Origin of the sequence: Nocardioides aequoreus, assembly GCF_000720335.1 — a bacterium.
Taxonomy (GTDB): domain Bacteria; phylum Actinomycetota; class Actinomycetes; order Propionibacteriales; family Nocardioidaceae; genus Marmoricola; species Marmoricola aequoreus.
Genome location: NZ_JOJN01000002.1, coordinates 211,285 through 228,809, shown reverse-complemented (window position 1 = coordinate 228,809; position 17,525 = coordinate 211,285). Strand labels below are relative to the sequence as shown.

Genomic DNA, 17,525 nt, shown 5'->3' with positions numbered 1-17,525 from the left:
CAAGGCTCACACCCGTGGGGGCGTGAGAACCAGGACGACAAGGAGAAAGAACAGATGATCCAGCAGGAGTCGCGACTCAAGGTCGCCGACAACACCGGTGCCAAGGAGATCTTGTGCATCCGTGTGCTCGGTGGCTCGGGTCGGCGCTACGCCGGCATCGGCGACACCATCGTCGCCACGGTCAAGGACGCCATCCCCGGCGGCAACGTCAAGAAGGGCGACGTCGTCAAGGCGGTCGTCGTCCGCACCGCCAAGGAGCGCCGTCGTCCGGACGGTTCCTACATCCGCTTCGACGAGAACGCCGCGGTGATCCTCAAGGCCGACGGCGAGCCGCGCGGCACGCGCATCTTCGGCCCCGTGGGTCGCGAGCTGCGCGAGAAGCGCTTCATGAGGATCGTCTCGCTGGCACCGGAGGTGCTCTGACCATGAGCGTGAAGATCAAGAAGGGCGACACCGTCAAGGTGATCGCCGGCAAGGACAAGGGCGCCGAGGGCAAGGTCATCGAGGTGCTGCGCACCGAGAGCCGCGTCATCGTCGAGGGCGTCAACCGCGTCAAGCGGCACACCAAGGTGCTCAACCAGGGCGGTCGCGCCGGCAACACCGGCGGCATCGTCACGGCTGAGGCACCGATCCACGTGTCCAACGTGATGCTGGTCGAGGGCAAGGGCACGACCCGCCTCGGCTCCAAGCGCGTGGACGCCGAGAAGCGACGCTCGGACGGGTCGACGTACGCCGCCCAGCGCAGCGTCCGCATCTCCCGCAAGTCCGGAGACGAGGTCTGAGGATGACTGACACCGCAACCGAGAAGGTCCCCGCGCGCCTGCAGACGCGCTACCGCGAGGAGGTGCTGCCCTCCCTGCGCGAGCAGTTCGGCTACGCCAACGTGATGCAGGTCCCCGGCCTGGTCAAGGTCGTGGTCAACATGGGCGTGGGCGAGGCCGCTCGCGACTCCAAGCTGATCGAGGGCGCCGTGCGCGACCTCACTGCGATCACCGGCCAGAAGCCGCAGGTCACCAAGGCCCGCAAGTCCATCGCGCAGTTCAAGCTGCGCGAGGGCATGCCGATCGGCGCGCACGTCACGCTGCGCGGCGAGCGGATGTGGGAGTTCCTCGACCGGCTGCTCTCGCTGGCCCTGCCCCGCATCCGCGACTTCCGCGGGCTCAACGACCGTCAGTTCGACGGCCGCGGCAACTACACCTTCGGTCTGACCGAGCAGGTGATGTTCCACGAGATCGACCAGGACAAGATCGACCGGTCGCGCGGCATGGACATCACCGTGGTCACCACCGCCACCAACGACGACGAGGGTCGGGCGCTGCTCAAGCAGCTCGGCTTCCCCTTCAAGGAGGGCAACTGACATGGCGAAGACCGGACTGAAGGTCAAGGCCTCCCGCAAGCCCAAGTTCGCGGTGCGCGGCTACACCCGCTGCCAGCGTTGCGGCCGTCCCAAGGCGGTCTACCGCAAGTTCGGCCTGTGCCGGATCTGCCTGCGCGAGATGGCGCACCGCGGCGAGCTGCCCGGCGTGACCAAGTCGAGCTGGTAGCACCAGCAAGCCCCGGTACCGCAAGGCTCAACCACCGAACGTCGAAGGTCCGCCGCGGCGGAAACCCCGACGAGAAGGAACACCACCACCATGACGATGACTGACCCGATCGCAGACATGCTGACCCGTCTGCGCAACGCCAACCAGGCCTACCACGACTCGGTGAGCATGCCGTACTCCAAGCTGAAGCAGGGAGTGGCGGAGATCCTCAAGCAGGAGGGCTACATCACCGGCTTCGAGGTCACCGACCAGGAGGGCGTGGTCGGCAAGACGCTGGAGATCCAGCTCAAGTTCGGCCGCAACCGGGAGCGCTCGATCGCCGGCGTCCGCCGCATCAGCAAGCCCGGTCTGCGCGTCTACGCCAAGCACACCGGCCTCCCGAAGGTCCTCGGTGGCCTGGGCGTGGCGATCATCTCGACCAGCCAGGGCCTGCTGACCGACCGTCAGGCCAACAGCAAGGGCGTGGGTGGGGAAGTCCTCGCCTACGTCTGGTGACGCGGACCCGAAAGCAGAGGTAGAAGCAATGTCCCGCATCGGAAAGCTGCCCGTCACCGTGCCCTCCGGGGTCGACGTGCAGGTGCAGTCCGGCACGGTCACCGTGAAGGGCCCCAAGGGCACCCTGAGCCACGACGTGGCCGCGCCCATCATCGTCGAGCAGGTCGACGGCGCGCTGGAGGTCAAGCGTCCCGACGACCACCGCGTCAACCGTGCGCTGCACGGCCTGACCCGCTCGCTCATCAACAACATGGTCGTCGGCGTGACCGAGGGCTACGAGAAGAAGCTCGAGATCGTCGGCGTCGGCTACCGGGTGCTCGCCAAGGGCCCGACCCAGCTGGAGTTCCAGCTCGGCTACTCCCACCCGATCACCGTCAACGCCCCCGACGGCATCACCTTCAGCGTCGAGGGCCCCACCAGGCTCGGTGTCCAGGGCATCGACAAGCAGCTCGTCGGCGAGGTCGCCGCGAACATCCGCAAGCTGCGCAAGCCCGAGCCCTACAAGGGCAAGGGCGTGCGGTACGCCGGCGAGCAGATCCGCCGCAAGGTCGGAAAGGCAGGTAAGTGACGATGGCCATCTCGCTGCGTCCCGGCAAGCACACCGCATCCCGGCTGGCCTCGCGCTCGCGTCGCCAGATCCGTGGTCGCAAGAAGCTGAGCGGCACCGCGGAGCGTCCGCGCCTCGTGGTCACCCGCTCCACCAAGCACATCACCGTGCAGGTCGTCGACGACCTTGTGGGCAAGACGCTCGCGTACGCCTCCACCATGGAGGCCGACGTGCGCGCCCTCGAGGGCGACAAGACCGCGAAGGCCCGCAAGGTGGGGGAGCTCGTCGCCGAGCGCGCCACCACCGCGGGAGTCCAGGGCGTCGTCTTCGACCGCGCCGGCAACAAGTACCACGGTCGCGTCGCGGCCCTGGCCGACGGCGCCCGTGAGGGCGGCCTGTCCTTCTGATCGCACGACTACACACGAAACGAAGAGGTAGAGACTCATGAGCGGACCCCAGCGCGGTCAGCGCGCCGGCGGAGAGCGCCGTGGCGGTCGTGACGGTCGTCGCGGTGACGGCGCCGACAAGAGCGAGAAAATCGAGCGCGTCGTCGCCATCAACCGTGTCGCCAAGGTCGTCAAGGGCGGTCGTCGCTTCAGCTTCACCGCCCTCGTCATCGTCGGCGACGGCGACGGCATGGTCGGCGTCGGCTACGGTAAGGCCAAGGAAGTGCCCGCGGCGATCCAGAAGGGCGTCGAGGAGGCCAAGAAGCACTTCTTCCGCGTGCCGCGGATCCAGGGCACCATCCCGCACCCCGTGCAGGGCGAGAAGGCGGCCGGCGTAGTCCTGCTGCGTCCCGCCTCGCCCGGTACCGGTGTGATCGCCGGTGGCCCGGTGCGTGCGGTGCTCGAGTGCGCCGGTATCCACGACGTGCTCAGCAAGTCGCTCGGCTCGTCCAACCAGATCAACATCGTGCACGCGACCGTCGAGGCCCTGCGCTCCCTGGAGGAGCCCGAGGCCGTGGCGGCCCGCCGTGGTCTGCCCGTCGAGCACGTCGCCCCGGCGGCGCTGCTCAAGGCCAAGGCCGAGGTGCCCGACGGCGTCAGCCAGGAGGTGGCCTCCTGATGGCGCAGCTGAAGGTCCAGCAGAAGAAGTCCACCATCGGCTGCAAGCAGAACCAGCGCGACACCCTGCGCACGCTGGGTCTCAAGCGGATCGGTGACGTGGTCGTCAAGGAGGACCGCCCGGAGGTCCGGGGCATGGTCCACACCGTCCGTCACCTGGTGACGGTCGAGGAGGTCGACTGACATGACCCTCAAGGTCCACCACCTGCGTCCGGCTCCCGGCGCCAAGACCGCCAAGACCCGTGTGGGTCGCGGTGAGGCGTCCAAGGGCAAGACCGCCGGCCGCGGCACCAAGGGCTCCAAGGCCCGCAACCAGATCCCGGCCGGCTTCGAGGGTGGGCAGATGCCCATCCACATGCGCCTGCCGAAGCTCAAGGGCTTCAAGAACCCCTTCAAGGTCGACTACCAGGTCGTCAACCTCGACCGCATCGCCGCGCTCTTCCCCGAGGGCGGCGCGGTCTCGGTCGACGAGCTGGTCGCCCGCGGCGCCGTCCGCAAGGGCCGGCCCGTGAAGGTGCTCGGCGAGGGCGAGATCTCCGTGGCGGTCCAGGTGACCGCCGAGAAGTTCTCCTCCAGCGCCAAGGAGAAGATCGCGGCTGCCGGTGGCACCGCGACCGAGTCCTGAGGCACCGACCGACCTGTCTGCAGGGCAGGAGACCCCACTGCTCCGGTAGGGGCGCGGGTCTCCTGCCCTGTTAGGCTTCCACGGATCTTCTACCGCGTGGCCTCGTGGCCCGCCACACCTTGAGAGGGCGATCTTGCTAGGGGCATTCGTCAACGCGTTCCGCACGCCGGACCTGCGCAAGAAGCTGCTCTTCGTCCTCTTCATCGTCGCGATCTTCCGGCTGGGCTCGCAGGTGCCCGCTCCCGGGGTGCACGTGGCCAACGTCCAGGAGTGCTTCAACAGCATCGAGGACGGCAGCATCTACGGGCTGATCAACCTCTTCTCCGGCGGCGCGCTGCTCCAGCTGACCATCTTCGCGCTGGGCGTCATGCCCTACATCACCGCGAGCATCATCCTGCAGCTGCTGGTGGTCGTGATCCCACGGCTGGAGGCGTTGAAGAAGGAGGGGCAGTCCGGTCAGGCCAAGATCACCCAGTACACCCGCTACCTGACCCTCGCCCTCGCCGTGCTCCAGGCCACCGGCATCGTGGCGTTGGCCCGCACCGGCAACCTGCTGCCCAACTGCAACCGCGACCTGCTCTACCGCGACAGCTGGCAGACCGCGGCGCTGATGGTCATCACCATGACCGCCGGAACCGCGATCATCATGTGGTTCGGCGAGCTGATCACCGAGAAGGGGATCGGCAACGGCATGTCGATCCTGATCTTCACGCAGGTCGTCGCCACCTTCCCGGCCTCGCTCTGGGCCGTGCAGCAGTCGGAGGGCCCGTGGGTCTTCGGCTCGGTGATCCTGATCGGACTCATCGTCATGGCGGCGGTCGTCTTCATCGAGCAGGCGCAGCGCCGGATCCCGGTGCAGTACGCCCGCCGCATGGTGGGGCGCAAGATGTTCGGCGGGTCCTCGACGTACGTGCCGCTGAAGGTCAACCAGGCCGGCATCATCCCGGTCATCTTCGCCTCGAGCCTGCTCTACCTGCCCACGATGGCGGTGCAGTTCAACCAGGACTCTCAGTCGCAGTGGGTGCAGTGGATCTCGACCTACTTCGTGCGCGGTGACCACCCGCTCTACATGATCGCGTACTTCCTGCTGATCATCTTCTTCACCTACTTCTACGTCGCGATCAACTTCAACCCCCAAGAGGTTGCCGACAACATGAAGAAGTACGGCGGCTTCATCCCCGGGATCCGGGCTGGCAAGCCGACCGAGGAATACCTCTCCTACGTGCTGTCCCGGATCACCTTCCCGGGCGCCCTCTACCTGGGCCTGATCTCGCTCATCCCGCTGGTCGCGCTCATCCTGGTCAACGCCAACCAGAACTTCCCGTTCGGTGGCACCTCGATCCTGATCATGGTCGGTGTCGCGCTCGACACCGTGAAGCAGATCGAGAGCCAGCTCCAGCAGCGCAACTACGAAGGATTCCTCCGCTGATGCGAATCATCTTCATGGGCCCTCCCGGCGCCGGGAAGGGCACGCAGGCCCAGCGGGTCGCGGCCCGCTACGGCATCCCTGCGATCTCCACCGGTGACATCTTCCGCTCCAACGTCTCCGCGGGCACCGAGCTCGGGGTCAAGGCCCAGCAGTACATGGACGCCGGGGAGTACGTGCCCGACGAGGTCACCAACCTGATGGTGCGCGACCGCATCGACGAGCCCGACGCGGCGCCCGGCTTCCTGCTCGACGGCTACCCGCGGACGCTCGCCCAGGTCGAGGAGCTCGACGGGATGATCCGCCACACCGGCCACAAGCTCGACGCCGCCGTGGTGCTCACCGCCGACGACGAGGAGCTGGTGCGGCGGCTGCTCGCCCGCGCCGAGAGCGACGGCCGCGCCGACGACACCGAGGAGATCATCCGGCGGCGCCAGGAGGTCTACAACGAGCAGACCGCACCGCTGATCGACGACTACCGCGAGCGCGGCGTCCTGGTCGAGGTCGACGGCATGGGCGAGATCGACGAGGTCACCGCCCGCATCTTCGCCGCGCTCGAGGGCGTCTCCGAGAGCTGAGCGTCATGGGTTGGCTCGACCGGGGCATCGAGATCAAGACCCCGGAGCAGATCGCGCTGATGCGCCGCGCCGGGCTGCTCGTCGGGCAGACGCTCGAGCTGCTGCGCGACGCGGTGCGCCCCGGCGTCACGACCGCGCAACTCGACCGTCTCGCCGAGGAGCACATCCGCGACCACGGCGGCACCCCGTCGTTCCTCGGGTACGGCGAGCCGCCCTTCCCGGCGACCATCTGTGCCTCGGTCAACGACGCCGTGGTGCACGGCATCCCGGGCGACCGGGTGCTGGTCGAGGGCGACGTCCTCTCCGTCGACTGCGGGGCGATCGTCGAGGGCTACCACGGCGACGCCGCGGTGTCCGTGGCCGTCGGGCAGGTCGCGCCCGAGGTCGAGGAGCTGATGCGGGTGACCGAGGAGGCGCTCTGGGCGGGCATCGCCGCGGCGCACCTCGGCGGTCGCGTCGGCGACATCTCGCACGCCGTCGAGCAGCACGTGCGCTCCCAGCCCCACCCGTCGGGCGGCAGCTGGGGGATCGTGGAGGAGTTCACCGGTCACGGCATCGGCACGGCGATGCACCAGCCCCCCAACGTGCCCAACGTCGGCCGGCCCGGTCGGGGAGCCCGGCTGGAGCGGGGACTGGCCCTGGCCGTGGAGCCGATGATCACCCTGGGCAGCCGGCACCCGGTGCTCGACGACGACGAGTGGACGGTGCTGACCGAGGACGGCAGCTGGGCCGCGCACTACGAGCACACCTTCACCCTGACCCCCGACGGCGCGTGGGTGCTGACGGCGCTCGACGGGGGGCGCGCCCGGCTCGCGGAGCTCGGCGTCCCCTTCGGCGGCGGTGACGACTAGCCCATGCGGCCCTTCCTGCTGATCTCGATCCGGGGGGAGCGCGCCGCCGCGGACGACGAGTACGACGCGTTCCTGCGCCTCTCGGGTCTCGGCGAGGCCGACCTTCGCCGGGTCGACCTGCACGCCGCGCCGCTGCCCGAGCTCGACCTGGCCGACTGGGCCGGCGTGGTGCTGGGCGGGGGCCCGTGGAACGCCGGCGACCCCGAGGAGCGCAAGCCCGAGGCGCAGCGCCGTGCCGAGCGGGGGCTCTGGTCGCTGATGGACCAGGTGGTCGCCCGCGACGTGCCCTTCCTGGGCTGCTGCTACGGCGTCGGGGTCCTCGGCCTCCACCAGGGCGGCACCGTCGACCGGGAGCACCCCGAGGCGGTCGGCCCGCTCTCGGTGACCTTGACCGACGAGGGGATGGCCGACCCCCTGCTGGCCGGTCTCCCGCGCGACTTCGCGGCGTACGGCGGCCACAAGGAGGCCGCCGCCACGCTGCCCCCCGGCGCGGTGGTGCTCGCGACCTCCGCGGCGTGCCCGGTGCAGGCCTTCCGGGTCGGGCAGCACGTCTACGCCACCCAGTTCCACCCCGAGCTGGACACCGAGGGCGTCTGCACCCGCATCGAGGTCTACAAGAGCGCCGGCTACTTCCCCCCGGGGGAGGCCGAGGCGCTCAAGGCCTACAGCCGCAGCGTCGAGGTCACCCACCCCCAGCGCATCCTGGCCCGCTTCGTCGGGCGCTACGCCGAGGTCGCGTGAGGCGCCTCCTTGACCTCCCGCCGCCCACCAGGGCTTCGCCAGCTCACGTCGTCCCGCGGGTCTCGAGACGGTGGCTCTCGGCCCCTCCTCCGTCGGGTACGAGAGCCACCTCCTCGACCTCCCGCCGCCCGCAGGGCTTCGCGAGCTCAGCCCTGGCGGCGTGAATTAGGGATTGAACGCGGAGATCGCTAGACTCGGCTCTTGGCCCAACGTGGGTCCGTCTCGTGGTGCCTCGCGGCTGCCCGGATGCCCTCCCTCTCCTCGCTCGATGACCGAGCGGTGCGAGCGGAGCCGCGCCTGGGATCGGGGTACCGCACCGGGTCGGTCCACGAGGTCCACCGGGTCCTGAGTCAGGACCCGGGCGGTTCCCGGGCCACGGCAGACGATGACAGCGAGCAGATTGCGGAGGACATGCCGAAGAAGGAAGGCGTGATCGAGATGGAGGGCTCCGTCGTGGAGGCCCTCCCCAATGCCATGTTCCGGGTGGAGCTCTCCAACGGACACAAGGTGCTCGCCCACATCAGCGGCAAGATGCGCCAGCACTACATCCGGATCCTCCCCGAGGACCGCGTGGTGGTGGAGCTCTCGCCGTACGACCTCAGTCGAGGTCGCATCGTCTACCGCTACAAGTAAGCAGCCGACCCCGAGAAAGGGCTGACATGAAGGTCAACCCGAGCGTCAAGCCGATCTGTGACAAGTGCAAGGTGATCCGTCGCCACGGCCGCGTCATGGTGATCTGCGAGAACCCTCGCCACAAGCAGCGCCAGGGCTGAGGGCCTCCAAGGCTCGACCGCCTGACAACTGAAGACGACCACCACGTGATCGCTAGCCGGGGGAGACCCCGGTGAAGCCACCTCCGGAGCGGATGGCCGGAGCCCTGGTCCGTGCAGGCTCGACCGAGAGGTCGACCTTGCGGGACGACGGGACGCGACACGACGACACCGCCGCGAACCGAAAGGAAACGCCACTCCATGGCACGCCTTGTTGGAGTCGACCTCCCGCGCGACAAGCGCATCGAGGTCGCACTCACCTACATCTACGGCATCGGCCGTACCCGCGCCCAGAAGGTGCTCGCCGCGACCGGGGTCGACCCGAACGCGCGCGTCCACACCCTGGGCGACGACGAGCTGGTCAAGCTCCGCGACGAGATCGAGGCCAACTTCAAGATCGAGGGTGACCTCCGTCGCGAGGTCCAGGCCGACATCCGTCGCAAGATCGAGATCGGCAGCTACCAGGGTCGCCGTCACCGCATGGGCCTGCCCGTGCGCGGACAGCGCACCAAGACCAATGCGCGCACCCGCAAGGGTCCCAAGCGCACCGTCGCCGGCAAGAAGAAGGCCAAGTAACAGCCCCCGGGCTGTTGGCCCCCCACGTAGCTGACCAGCTAGTCAAGGAGTAACGCATGCCTCCCAAGAGCCGCAGCGCGGCCGGCGCCAAGAAGGTGCGCCGCAAGGAGAAGAAGAACGTCGCCCAGGGCGAGGCTCACATCAAGAGCACGTTCAACAACACCATCGTCACGATCACCGACCCCACCGGTGCGGTGATCTCGTGGGCCTCTGCCGGCACCGTCGGCTTCAAGGGCTCGCGCAAGTCCACCCCGTTCGCCGCCCAGATGGCCGCCGAGGCCGCGGGTCGCCGTGCGATGGACCACGGGATGAAGAAGATCGACGTCTTCGTCAAGGGCCCGGGCTCGGGCCGCGAGACGGCGATCCGATCGCTGGGTGCCATCGGCCTCGAGGTCGGCACCATCCAGGACGTCACCCCGACCCCGCACAACGGCTGCCGCCCGCCCAAGCGCCGGCGCGTCTGACCGAGCGACACCCCAGAACAGGAGACTTGCACCATGGCCCGATACACCGGCCCCATGTCGAAGAAGTCGCGCCGTCTCGGTGTCGACCTCGTCGGCGAGGACAAGGCGTTCGAGAAGCGCCCCTACGCACCCGGCCAGCACGGCCGGACCCGCATCAAGGAGTCCGAGTACCGCAACCAGCTGCAGGAGAAGCAGAAGGCCCGCTTCACCTACGGCGTGATGGAGAAGCAGTTCCACAAGTACTACGTGGAGGCTGCCCGCCGCACCGGCAAGACCGGTGACAACCTGCTGCAGCTGCTCGAGTGCCGCCTCGACAACGTGGTCTACCGCGCCGGCTTCGCGCGGACCCGTCGTCACGCGCGCCAGCTCGTCGTGCACGGTCACTTCCGCGTCAACGGCATCAAGGTCGACATCCCGTCGTACCAGGTCGAGGCGCACGACATCATCGACGTGCGCGAGAAGAGCCTCGAGATGACGCCCTTCATCGTGGCTCGCGAGACCCACGGCGAGCGGATCGTCCCGGCGTGGCTCGAGGCCATCCCGTCGCGCATGCGCATCCTGGTCCACTCGCTGCCCGTCCGCGCGCAGATCGAGCTGCCGGTCCAGGAGCAGCTCATCGTCGAGTACTACTCCAAGAAGTGAGCCGGCCCGGCGCACGCCGGGTCCCTCACTGCCACCGCACCACCCCCGCCAGAAGTTCGAGCCCGTCAAATAGCGGGTGGGCTCGGAAAGGAAGACACCAGTGCTCATCGCCCAGCGCCCGACCCTGTCGGAGGAGTCCGTCGAGGAGTTCCGCTCCCGGTTCGTCATCGAGCCGCTCGAGCCCGGCTTCGGCTACACCCTCGGCAACTCGCTGCGTCGCACCCTGCTGTCGTCGATCCCCGGTGCCTCGGTCACGAGCATCAAGATCGACGGCGCCCTGCACGAGTTCTCCACGATCGAGGGCGTCAAGCAGGACGCGACCGAGATCATCTTGAACCTGAAGGCCCTCGTGGTCTCCAGCGAGCACGACGAGCCGATGGTGATCGTGCTCCGCAAGTCCGGCGCCGGTGAGGTCACCGCCGCCGACATCGAGTGCCCGGCCGGCGTCGAGGTGCACAACCCCGACCTGAAGATCGCCACGCTCAACGACAAGGGCTCCATCGAGATGGAGCTCGTGGTCGAGCGCGGCCGCGGCTACGTCTCGGCCCAGCAGAACAAGGGCGCCGACAACGAGATCGGCCGGCTCCCGGTCGACTCGATCTACAGCCCCGTGCTGAAGGTGACCTACAAGGTCGAGGCCACCCGAGTCGAGCAGCGCACTGACTTCGACAAGCTGGTCATCGACGTCGAGACCAAGCCGTCGATCACCCCGCGCGACGCCATCGCCTCGGCGGGCAAGACCCTCGTCGAGCTCTTCGGCCTGGCCCGGGAGCTCAACGTCGAGGCCGAGGGCATCGACATCGGCCCCTCGCCGGTCGACGAGCAGCTGGCGCAGGACCTGGCGCTGCCGGTCGAGGACCTCAACCTCACCGTCCGCTCCTACAACTGCCTCAAGCGCGAGGGCATCCACACCGTGGGCGAGCTCATCTCGCGCTCGGAGCAGGACCTGCTCGACATCCGCAACTTCGGTGCGAAGTCGATCGACGAGGTGAAGGCCAAGCTGGTCGAGATGGGTCTGTCCCTCAAGGACAGCGCCCCCGGCTTCGACCCGGCGACCGCCCTCGCGGCGTACGACGACGACGACAGCTACGTCGAGGACGAGCAGTACTGAGCACCGGTCACTCCTGACCACCACCTCTACTCCGGTACCTGACACGGCCGGGGAGAATCGAGAGAAGCGATGCCTACCCCCAAGAAGGGCGCCCGGCTGGGCGCCGGTCCCGCCCACCAGCGTCTGATGGTGGCGGGTCTGGCCACCCAGCTCTTCGAGCACGGCCGGATCACCACCACCGAGGCGAAGGCGCGCGTGCTGCGTCCCGTCGCGGAGAAGCTGATCACCAAGGCCAAGAAGGCCGAGCTCGGCACGGTCGCGAGCCTGCACCAGCGCCGCGAGGTGCTGAAGACCATCCGTGACAAGGAGGTCGTGCACGCGCTCTTCACCGAGATCGCGCCGCGCTACGCGGAGCGTCCCGGTGGCTACACCCGGATCACCAAGATCGGCCCCCGCAAGGGCGACAACGCCCCGATGGCCGTCATCGAGCTGGTGACCGAGGACTACGCGCCGACCCAGCGTGCGACCCGGCCGGCCACGGCTGCTGCCGCGACGCCGGCCCCGGCCGACGAGCCCGTGACCGACGAGACCGTGACCGACGAGACCGCCACCGACGAGACCGAGGAGGCGCCCGCCGCCGACGAGGCCGCCGTCGAGGCGGAGGAGGCCGCGGTCGAGGCGGAGGAGGCTGCTGCGGAGGCCGAGGCTGCCGCCGCGAAGGCCAACGAGGCTGCCGCCAAGGCCGAGGAGGCTGCTGCGGACGCCGAGGAGGCTGCCGCCGAGTCGTCCTCCGACGACACCAAGGCCTGAGGCTCGACCCCAGGCTCACGAGGGCCCGTCACCGCACTGCGCGGTGACGGGCCCTCGTCACGTCCCGAGCAGCTCGCGCAGGACCGCGGCCTCGCTGCGCAGCGCCGTGGCGCGCCGGTCGTCACCGGCGGCGGCGTACGTCGTCGCGGCCTGCTCGCGCTCCTCGACCTCGAGGCGGATCACGGCGACGACCTCGAGCTCGCTGAGCGGGCGGCGCGCCACCTCGGTGGCACCCACCCCGGTCGGCGCCGACTCCAGGGCGCCCGCGGACGCTGCAGCCGGCACGGCCTCGGCGTTGTCGATCGCGGCCAGGGTGGTGCGCAGCACCCGCAGCCGGTCGCGGTCGCGGGCCTTCATGGCCGGACGCACCGCCTCGGTGAGGCGGGCGCGCAGGCCGAGGGTCGTGGTCACGCAGCGACGGTAGTGCCGGTGGGTGGGTCGCTCCCAGTGCTTTTCAGGGGGCGAGGTAGGCGTGCACGAGCGGGACCACGCTGGCGCCCTCGCCGGAGGCGGCCGCGACGCGCTTCATCGAGCCCGCGCGGGTGTCGCCCGCCGCGAAGACCCCGGGGAGCGTCGTGGCCAGCGCGGCCGGAGGACGGCCGTCGACCCACGCCTCCTGCGGCACGTCGCGACCGGTGAGCACGAAGCCGCGCCCGTCGAGCGCGACCTGCTCCGGCAGCCAGTCGCCGTGCGGGTCGGCGCCGAGCAGCAGGAAGAGCCCGCCGGTCTGGTGCCGGCTGACCTCCCCGGTCTCCAGGTCGCGGATGTCGAGCCACTGCAGCCGCTCGGCACCGCCGCCGTCGACGACCTCGGCGCACGGGCGCACCGAGACGTTGGAGGTGTAGCGCAGCTCGCGCACCAGGTAGTCCGACATGGTCTCCTCGATGCCGCGGCGGCGGACGAGCAGCGTGACCGAGCGGGCGTAGCGCGCGAGGTGCACCGCCGCCTGGCCCGCGGAGTTGCCGCCGCCCACGACGAAGACGTCCTGGCCGGCGCACTCGTGGGCGGCGCTGACCGCGGCGCCGTAGTGCACGCCGAGGCCCACCCGCTCCTCGATGGCCGGCACGCCGAGCCGGCGGTAGCTGACGCCGCTGGCCACCACCACCGCCCGGGCGCGCAGCGTGCCTCCACCCGTGACGACCTCGTGCGGGTCTCCCGCGACCGCCGCCGGGCGCAGCTCCCGGACCGGCCACCCGGTGAAGAAGCGCGTCCCGAAGCGGATCGCCTGGTTGCGGGCGCGCTGGGCCAGGCGCATCCCCGAGATGCCGCGGGGGAAGCCGAGGTAGTTGCGGATCATCGAGCTGGTGCCGGCCTGTCCGCCGACGGCGCCCGACTCCAGCACCACCGTGCGCAACCCCTCCGAGGAGCCGTAGACCGCCGCCGCGAGCCCGGCCGGTCCGGCCCCGACGACCACGAGGTCGACGACGTCGTCGAGGTCCACCTGCTCGGGCGCCCCGTAGATGGTGGCCGCGAGCTGCTCCACCGAGGTGATCAGCATGGGCTCGTGAGCCAGCGTCTTGACGAGCGGGTACGCCGCCTCGCGCGACCCGTCGGCGCCGGTCCACGCGGCCACCAGGGCAGCACCGACCTCGCTGTCGAGGTCGAGGACGGCGGCCTGCATCCCCATCTGGAAGCAGAAGTCGCGCAGCGCCACGGTGAGCGCGTCGAGGACGGGGGAGACCACGACCACGGCGGGCGCGTCGGGGGAGGGGTTGTGGGAGCCCCAGTCGGAGAGCAGCTCGGTGAGCGCGGCGTGGAACTCCTCGTCGCGAGGCCCCCGCGGCATCAGCAGGTAGGCGTCGTACTTGCCGCTGGCCATGCCGTGGCGCAACGCGTCGGCGCGCTCGCGGAAGCGCGTGAGGTGGGCGACCACCACCCGGCGGGCGCGGGGCACCAGCCGTCGCCAGGAGTGCACGGCGTACAGCAGGTCGGCGTCGGGCAGGTCGGCCTCGGTCACGAGCAGCGCGACGTCGTCGTCGGGCCCCAGGCCCCGGAGCAGCGCCTCGGTCTCGGCCGCGCCGGACGTCCAGCGCACGTCGTACTCCTCGACGTAGCGGCGCAGGGGCCGCGCGAGCTCGTCGCGGTGGTCGGGGGCGCAGACGACGACGAGGGGCCGGCGTGCGGCTGGCTCGACACTCATGACGCGATCATGACCCTCGCTGAGTAGGTTGGCGCGGTGCGACTGCGGATCGACCTGGGCTACGACGGGGCCGGCTTCCACGGCTGGGCACGGCAGCCGGGCCTGCGCACCGTGCAGGGGGAGCTCGAGCGGGCGCTCGACACGGTGCTGCGCACCAGCGGCACCGAGCTGACCGTGGCCGGGCGCACCGACACCGGGGTGCACGCCCGCGGCCAGGTGTGCCACGTCGACGTCGATCCCGACGCGCTGGCCGCGGCCGCGACCCGTCGCGAGGAGGGTCTGGCCGCGCTGCGCCGGCGGCTCGACGGCGTGCTCGACCCCGACGTGCGCGTGCACCGGGTGGGTGTCGCCCCGGAGGGCTTCGACGCCCGCTTCTCGGCGCTGTGGCGCCGCTACGCCTACCGCATCGCCGACCGGCCCGAGTCGGTCGACCCGCTGACCCGGGGGCACGTGCTCGCCTGGGGGCGACCGCTCGACCTCGAGGCCGTCGCCGCGGCGTCCCGGCTGCTCCTCGGCGAGCACGACTTCGCGGCCTTCTGCAAGCGCCGCGAGGGCGCGACCACGGTGCGCACGCTGCTCGACCTGGCGTGGGAGCGCGACGCCACCGGCGTGGTCACCGCGACGGTGCGGGCCGATGCCTTCTGCCACAGCATGGTGCGCTCGCTCGTGGGCTGCCTGATGGCCGTGGGTGAGGGGCGGCGGCCGCCCGCCTGGGCGGGGGAGGTGCTGACCGCCGCGGTGCGGGACCCGTCGGTGACGGTGGTGCAGGCCCACGGGCTCACCCTGGAGGAGGTCGCCTACCCGGCCGACGACGCGCTGGCCGCCCGGGCACGCGAGGCCCGCGCCGTGCGCACCACCCGGCCGGCCTCGACCTCGTAGCGACTGGTGCGGCCGGCGCCCGCGGCGAAGAAGCGCCGCCGCAGCGCGCCGGTCACCTCGACCACGTCGTCGGCGCGCAGCGCGAGCGCCGTGCGCTGGGTGCGCCTGGACCAGCACGCCACGTCGATGACGTCGACGCGTCGGCCGGCGGCGTCGGCCCGCGCCGGCCGGTCGACGACCAGGCGCAGGGTCACGAGCAGGTCGCCGCTGGGCAGCTCGCGCGACTCGGGCTCGGTGGAGACGCGGCCGCGCAGCCGCACCTCGTTGGTGTGCGCGGAGGAGGGGTCGGTGGTCCGGTCAGCCATGCGCGCAGTCCACGTCGTCCCTCGGACACCCGCACGGCCCCCTGCCCACCGTGTGGAAAGGTGGGCTTCGGTGACCGGCTGTGGACGCTGGTCGGTCGTGTCGGTGAGGCGAAGGGGCAGCAGGGTGACGGAGCACTACTACAGCTCCGATCCCTCCGCACCCTTCCGCCGCGTGCCCGTCCGCGCCGACGTGTGGGGCCACTGGCTCGAGCTGACCACCGGCTCCGGCGTCTTCGCCCAGGGCAGGCTCGACACCGGCACGGGCGTGCTGCTGCGCGAGGTCGGGCCACCGGTCGACGCGCGCGAGGTGCTCGACCTCGGCTGCGGCTACGGCGTCATCGGGGTGGCCGTCGCGCTGGCGGTGCCCGAGTCCCGCGTGACGGCCGTCGACGTCAACGAGCGTGCCCTGCTGCTGGCCCGGGAGAACGCCGCGGCGCTGGGGGTCGACGACCGGCTCGAGGTCTCGCTGCCCGACGCGGTCGACCCCGACCGGCGCTTCGACGAGATCTGGTCCAACCCGCCGATCCGCATCGGCAAGGAGGCGCTGCACGCCCTGCTGCTGCAGTGGCTGCCACGACTGCGCCCCGGCGGGCGCGCGGTGCTGGTCGTCGGCAAGAACCTCGGCTCCGACCCGTTGGCCCGCTGGCTCACCGAGCAGGGCTGGCCGACCGAGAAGGTCGCCAGCGCCAAGGGCTTCCGGGTGCTGGTGGCTCAGGCGTCGTCGAGCTGAGGCCGGTGCTCAGGCCCCCGAGACGGCCTTGCGCACCTCGTTGAGGCACAGCGCCGCGAAGGCGAGCGCGCACAGGACCATGGCAGCGTTGGAGTGCCACTTGTTGCGCCACTCCGGCGGCGTGCGGTCGGAGTTCAGCAGCCACAGCAGCGTCACGGCGAGGAAGGGCATGAAGAAGGCGCCCAGCACGCCGTAGGCGAGGATCAGCCACACCGGCTGGCCGAGGAAGAGCATGATCATCGGCGGGAAGGTCAGCCACGCCACGTAGGCCTTGTACCAGGTGCCGCCGGCGCGGCGGGCCGGGTCGTCGGCGGCCAGGCCGCGCGCGTGCCCCACGAAGTCGGCGAACATCAGGCTGACGCCGTTCCAGACCCCCACCAGCGACGACATGGCGGCCGCCCAGAAGCCGACGAGGAAGACGGTGCCGGCGGCGGCGCCGTACCGGTCCTCGAGCACCTGGGACAGGTCGAGCAGCCCCTGGTCGCCGGTGGAGACCGCGATGCCGGCGGAGTAGAGCAGCTCGGCGCCGACGATCAGCGTCGCGACGACGAAGAGGCCGGTGACGAGGTAGGCGACGGTGTTGTCGATGCGCATCACGCGCATGAACTCCGGGGAGCTCCAGCCCTTCTCGCGCAGCCAGTAGCCGTACGCCGCCAGCGTGATCGTGCCGCCCACCCCGCCGGCCAGGCTCAGCGTGTAGACCAGCCCGCCCTCGGGGATGAGGGGCACCAGGCCGGTCACCACCTCGCCGAGGTTGGGCAGGGTGAGCGCCGCGGCGCCGACCATCGTGACGAACATCAGCAGGACCAGCGAGCCGAGCACCTTCTCGAAGCTGGCGTAGTGGCCGGCCCACACCAGGGCCAGGCCCAGCAGGCCGGAGACGATGCCCCAGGCGGTGACGGGCAGGACGGGGAAGAGCGAGTGCAGCGGGAGGCCCGTGCCGGCCATGGCGGCGGCGCCGTACACGAAGCCCCAGATGACGATGTACGGCGCGAAGTACCACGTCGTCCACGACCCGAGGCTGGTCCAGCCCTCGTAGATGGTCTTGCCGGTCGACAGGCTCCAGCGGCCCGCGCCCTCGACGAGCACGATCTTCATCAGGCAGCCGACCACCGCGCACCACAGCAGCGCGTAGCCGTAGCCCGCGCCGGCGACGAGCGTCGCGACGAGGTCGGCGGCGCCGACGCCGGTGGCGGCCACGACCAGGCCCGGCCCGATCAGCCTCCAGCGGGTGGCAGGGACCTGGGCGTCGGTCTGGGACGACATGGGGGCCCGACCCTAGGCGGT

General features: G+C 70.6%; 27 protein-coding genes. 23 read left to right on the top strand and 4 right to left on the bottom strand.

The window, feature by feature from the left end:
• Window positions 1-54: 54 nt before the first annotated feature.
• From rplN to rplQ, 21 genes are all read left to right on the top strand, one after another.
• A complete protein-coding gene (gene rplN, locus IG63_RS0103635; RefSeq protein WP_030483023.1) occupies window positions 55-423 on the top strand; it encodes a 50S ribosomal protein L14 in 369 nt (122 codons plus the stop codon).
• A 2-nt stretch (window positions 424-425) separates the two neighbouring features.
• Window positions 426-782 carry a 50S ribosomal protein L24 gene (gene rplX, locus IG63_RS0103630; RefSeq protein ID WP_030483022.1) on the top strand — a complete coding sequence of 119 codons (357 nt, stop codon included), beginning with the start codon at window positions 426-428 and terminating at the stop codon, window positions 780-782.
• Window positions 783-784: 2 nt separating this feature from the next.
• Window positions 785-1,357: a 50S ribosomal protein L5 gene (gene rplE / locus IG63_RS0103625; RefSeq protein WP_030483021.1), complete on the top strand. Its 573-nt coding sequence runs from the start codon at window positions 785-787 to the stop codon at window positions 1,355-1,357.
• A 1-nt stretch (window position 1,358) separates the two neighbouring features.
• Window positions 1,359-1,544: a type Z 30S ribosomal protein S14 gene (locus IG63_RS0103620; protein ID WP_030483020.1), complete on the top strand. Its 186-nt coding sequence runs from the start codon at window positions 1,359-1,361 to the stop codon at window positions 1,542-1,544.
• Window positions 1,545-1,634: 90 nt separating this feature from the next.
• The gene (gene rpsH, locus IG63_RS0103615) at window positions 1,635-2,039 is read left to right on the top strand and encodes a 30S ribosomal protein S8 (protein ID WP_030483019.1); all 405 of its coding nucleotides are present in this window, start codon (window positions 1,635-1,637) and stop codon (window positions 2,037-2,039) included.
• A 28-nt stretch (window positions 2,040-2,067) separates the two neighbouring features.
• Complete coding sequence (rplF, locus tag IG63_RS0103610) at window positions 2,068-2,607, top strand: 50S ribosomal protein L6 (protein WP_030483018.1); 540 nt, start codon at window positions 2,068-2,070, stop codon at window positions 2,605-2,607.
• Between the two features lie 2 nt (window positions 2,608-2,609).
• Window positions 2,610-2,993, top strand: a complete 384-nt coding sequence (gene rplR / locus IG63_RS0103605; protein ID WP_030483017.1) for a 50S ribosomal protein L18 — start codon at window positions 2,610-2,612, stop codon at window positions 2,991-2,993.
• A 37-nt stretch (window positions 2,994-3,030) separates the two neighbouring features.
• Window positions 3,031-3,651 (top strand): 30S ribosomal protein S5, encoded by a 621-nt coding sequence (gene rpsE, locus IG63_RS0103600; protein WP_030483016.1) that lies wholly within the window; start codon window positions 3,031-3,033, stop codon window positions 3,649-3,651.
• Window positions 3,651-3,833, top strand: a complete 183-nt coding sequence (gene rpmD / locus IG63_RS0103595; RefSeq protein WP_030483015.1) for a 50S ribosomal protein L30 — start codon at window positions 3,651-3,653, stop codon at window positions 3,831-3,833. The genes rpsE and rpmD overlap by 1 nt, the downstream gene beginning before the upstream one ends.
• Before the next feature lies 1 nt (window position 3,834).
• Entirely contained in the window at window positions 3,835-4,275 is a 441-nt protein-coding gene (rplO, locus tag IG63_RS0103590; RefSeq protein ID WP_030483014.1) for a 50S ribosomal protein L15, read from the top strand.
• A 133-nt stretch (window positions 4,276-4,408) separates the two neighbouring features.
• Entirely contained in the window at window positions 4,409-5,704 is a 1,296-nt protein-coding gene (gene secY, locus IG63_RS0103585) for a preprotein translocase subunit SecY (RefSeq protein WP_030483013.1), read from the top strand.
• On the top strand, window positions 5,704-6,279 hold the full coding sequence (locus tag IG63_RS0103580) for an adenylate kinase (protein ID WP_030483012.1): 576 nt from the start codon (window positions 5,704-5,706) through the stop codon (window positions 6,277-6,279). The genes secY and IG63_RS0103580 overlap by 1 nt, the downstream gene beginning before the upstream one ends.
• Before the next feature lie 5 nt (window positions 6,280-6,284).
• Window positions 6,285-7,130, top strand: coding sequence for a type I methionyl aminopeptidase (map, locus tag IG63_RS0103575; RefSeq protein WP_030483011.1), 846 nt, complete (start codon window positions 6,285-6,287; stop codon window positions 7,128-7,130).
• Between the two features lie 3 nt (window positions 7,131-7,133).
• Complete coding sequence (locus IG63_RS0103570) at window positions 7,134-7,871, top strand: glutamine amidotransferase (protein ID WP_030483010.1); 738 nt, start codon at window positions 7,134-7,136, stop codon at window positions 7,869-7,871.
• A 411-nt stretch (window positions 7,872-8,282) separates the two neighbouring features.
• Window positions 8,283-8,504 (top strand): translation initiation factor IF-1, encoded by a 222-nt coding sequence (gene infA, locus IG63_RS0103565; protein WP_030483009.1) that lies wholly within the window; start codon window positions 8,283-8,285, stop codon window positions 8,502-8,504.
• Between the two features lie 26 nt (window positions 8,505-8,530).
• On the top strand, window positions 8,531-8,644 hold the full coding sequence (gene rpmJ, locus IG63_RS0103560; protein ID WP_004008316.1) for a 50S ribosomal protein L36: 114 nt from the start codon (window positions 8,531-8,533) through the stop codon (window positions 8,642-8,644).
• Window positions 8,645-8,842: 198 nt separating this feature from the next.
• Window positions 8,843-9,217, top strand: coding sequence for a 30S ribosomal protein S13 (rpsM, locus tag IG63_RS0103555; RefSeq protein WP_030483008.1), 375 nt, complete (start codon window positions 8,843-8,845; stop codon window positions 9,215-9,217).
• A gap of 56 nt (window positions 9,218-9,273) precedes the next feature.
• Entirely contained in the window at window positions 9,274-9,681 is a 408-nt protein-coding gene (gene rpsK, locus IG63_RS0103550) for a 30S ribosomal protein S11 (RefSeq protein WP_030483007.1), read from the top strand.
• 33 nt (window positions 9,682-9,714) lie between these two features.
• Window positions 9,715-10,323 (top strand): 30S ribosomal protein S4, encoded by a 609-nt coding sequence (gene rpsD / locus IG63_RS0103545; RefSeq protein ID WP_030483006.1) that lies wholly within the window; start codon window positions 9,715-9,717, stop codon window positions 10,321-10,323.
• A 100-nt stretch (window positions 10,324-10,423) separates the two neighbouring features.
• Window positions 10,424-11,434 carry a DNA-directed RNA polymerase subunit alpha gene (locus IG63_RS0103540; protein ID WP_030483005.1) on the top strand — a complete coding sequence of 337 codons (1,011 nt, stop codon included), beginning with the start codon at window positions 10,424-10,426 and terminating at the stop codon, window positions 11,432-11,434.
• Between the two features lie 69 nt (window positions 11,435-11,503).
• Window positions 11,504-12,184, top strand: coding sequence for a 50S ribosomal protein L17 (rplQ, locus tag IG63_RS0103535; protein WP_030483004.1), 681 nt, complete (start codon window positions 11,504-11,506; stop codon window positions 12,182-12,184).
• Between the two features lie 57 nt (window positions 12,185-12,241).
• Here the strand turns inward: rplQ and IG63_RS0103530 are convergent, their stop codons facing one another.
• Window positions 12,242-12,595, bottom strand: coding sequence for a GatB/YqeY domain-containing protein (locus tag IG63_RS0103530; RefSeq protein ID WP_030483003.1), 354 nt, complete (start codon window positions 12,593-12,595; stop codon window positions 12,242-12,244).
• Between the two features lie 43 nt (window positions 12,596-12,638).
• Window positions 12,639-14,324 carry an NAD(P)/FAD-dependent oxidoreductase gene (locus IG63_RS0103525; RefSeq protein WP_030483002.1) on the bottom strand — a complete coding sequence of 562 codons (1,686 nt, stop codon included), beginning with the start codon at window positions 14,322-14,324 and terminating at the stop codon, window positions 12,639-12,641.
• A gap of 36 nt (window positions 14,325-14,360) precedes the next feature.
• On the opposite strand from IG63_RS0103525, the gene truA reads away from it, so the two are divergent.
• Window positions 14,361-15,203, top strand: a complete 843-nt coding sequence (gene truA / locus IG63_RS0103520) for a tRNA pseudouridine(38-40) synthase TruA (protein ID WP_030483001.1) — start codon at window positions 14,361-14,363, stop codon at window positions 15,201-15,203.
• Here the strand turns inward: truA and IG63_RS0103515 are convergent.
• Window positions 15,122-15,508 (bottom strand): single-stranded DNA-binding protein, encoded by a 387-nt coding sequence (locus IG63_RS0103515; RefSeq protein WP_051706118.1) that lies wholly within the window; start codon window positions 15,506-15,508, stop codon window positions 15,122-15,124. The two genes, truA and IG63_RS0103515, sit on opposite strands and share 82 nt — an antisense overlap.
• A 124-nt stretch (window positions 15,509-15,632) precedes the next feature.
• Here IG63_RS0103515 and IG63_RS0103510 point away from each other — a divergent pair, with 124 nt between their 5' ends.
• Window positions 15,633-16,238 (top strand): class I SAM-dependent methyltransferase, encoded by a 606-nt coding sequence (locus IG63_RS0103510; protein ID WP_030482999.1) that lies wholly within the window; start codon window positions 15,633-15,635, stop codon window positions 16,236-16,238.
• Window positions 16,239-16,247: 9 nt separating this feature from the next.
• Here IG63_RS0103510 and IG63_RS0103505 read toward each other — a convergent pair whose 3' ends face one another.
• The gene (locus IG63_RS0103505; protein ID WP_030482998.1) at window positions 16,248-17,504 is read right to left on the bottom strand and encodes an Nramp family divalent metal transporter; all 1,257 of its coding nucleotides are present in this window, start codon (window positions 17,502-17,504) and stop codon (window positions 16,248-16,250) included.
• Between the last annotated feature and the right edge of the window lie 21 nt (window positions 17,505-17,525).

Excerpts from the sequence above, each read along its gene's own strand:
- rplN (WP_030483023.1), top strand. The coding sequence starts at position 55 with ATGATCCAGCAGGAGTCGCGACTCAAGGTCGCCGACAACACCGGTGCC.
- rplE (WP_030483021.1), top strand. The coding sequence starts at position 785 with ATGACTGACACCGCAACCGAGAAGGTCCCCGCGCGCCTGCAGACGCGC.
- rplX (WP_030483022.1), top strand. The coding sequence starts at position 426 with ATGAGCGTGAAGATCAAGAAGGGCGACACCGTCAAGGTGATCGCCGGC.
- rpmD (WP_030483015.1), top strand. The coding sequence starts at position 3,651 with ATGGCGCAGCTGAAGGTCCAGCAGAAGAAGTCCACCATCGGCTGCAAG.
- infA (WP_030483009.1), top strand. The coding sequence starts at position 8,283 with ATGCCGAAGAAGGAAGGCGTGATCGAGATGGAGGGCTCCGTCGTGGAG.
- rpsM (WP_030483008.1), top strand. The coding sequence starts at position 8,843 with ATGGCACGCCTTGTTGGAGTCGACCTCCCGCGCGACAAGCGCATCGAG.
- IG63_RS0103580 (WP_030483012.1), top strand. The coding sequence starts at position 5,704 with ATGCGAATCATCTTCATGGGCCCTCCCGGCGCCGGGAAGGGCACGCAG.
- rplR (WP_030483017.1), top strand. The coding sequence starts at position 2,610 with ATGGCCATCTCGCTGCGTCCCGGCAAGCACACCGCATCCCGGCTGGCC.
- rpsD (WP_030483006.1), top strand. The coding sequence starts at position 9,715 with ATGGCCCGATACACCGGCCCCATGTCGAAGAAGTCGCGCCGTCTCGGT.
- rpsH (WP_030483019.1), top strand. The coding sequence starts at position 1,635 with ATGACGATGACTGACCCGATCGCAGACATGCTGACCCGTCTGCGCAAC.
- rplF (WP_030483018.1), top strand. The coding sequence starts at position 2,068 with ATGTCCCGCATCGGAAAGCTGCCCGTCACCGTGCCCTCCGGGGTCGAC.
- rplO (WP_030483014.1), top strand. The coding sequence starts at position 3,835 with ATGACCCTCAAGGTCCACCACCTGCGTCCGGCTCCCGGCGCCAAGACC.
- rpsE (WP_030483016.1), top strand. The coding sequence starts at position 3,031 with ATGAGCGGACCCCAGCGCGGTCAGCGCGCCGGCGGAGAGCGCCGTGGC.
- rplQ (WP_030483004.1), top strand. The coding sequence starts at position 11,504 with ATGCCTACCCCCAAGAAGGGCGCCCGGCTGGGCGCCGGTCCCGCCCAC.
- IG63_RS0103505 (WP_030482998.1), bottom strand. The coding sequence starts at position 17,504 with ATGTCGTCCCAGACCGACGCCCAGGTCCCTGCCACCCGCTGGAGGCTG.
- IG63_RS0103525 (WP_030483002.1), bottom strand. The coding sequence starts at position 14,324 with ATGAGTGTCGAGCCAGCCGCACGCCGGCCCCTCGTCGTCGTCTGCGCC.
- IG63_RS0103570 (WP_030483010.1), top strand. The coding sequence starts at position 7,134 with ATGCGGCCCTTCCTGCTGATCTCGATCCGGGGGGAGCGCGCCGCCGCG.
- IG63_RS0103515 (WP_051706118.1), bottom strand. The coding sequence starts at position 15,508 with ATGGCTGACCGGACCACCGACCCCTCCTCCGCGCACACCAACGAGGTG.
- IG63_RS0103620 (WP_030483020.1), top strand. The coding sequence starts at position 1,359 with ATGGCGAAGACCGGACTGAAGGTCAAGGCCTCCCGCAAGCCCAAGTTC.
- rpsK (WP_030483007.1), top strand. The coding sequence starts at position 9,274 with ATGCCTCCCAAGAGCCGCAGCGCGGCCGGCGCCAAGAAGGTGCGCCGC.
- map (WP_030483011.1), top strand. The coding sequence starts at position 6,285 with ATGGGTTGGCTCGACCGGGGCATCGAGATCAAGACCCCGGAGCAGATC.
- rpmJ (WP_004008316.1), top strand. The coding sequence starts at position 8,531 with ATGAAGGTCAACCCGAGCGTCAAGCCGATCTGTGACAAGTGCAAGGTG.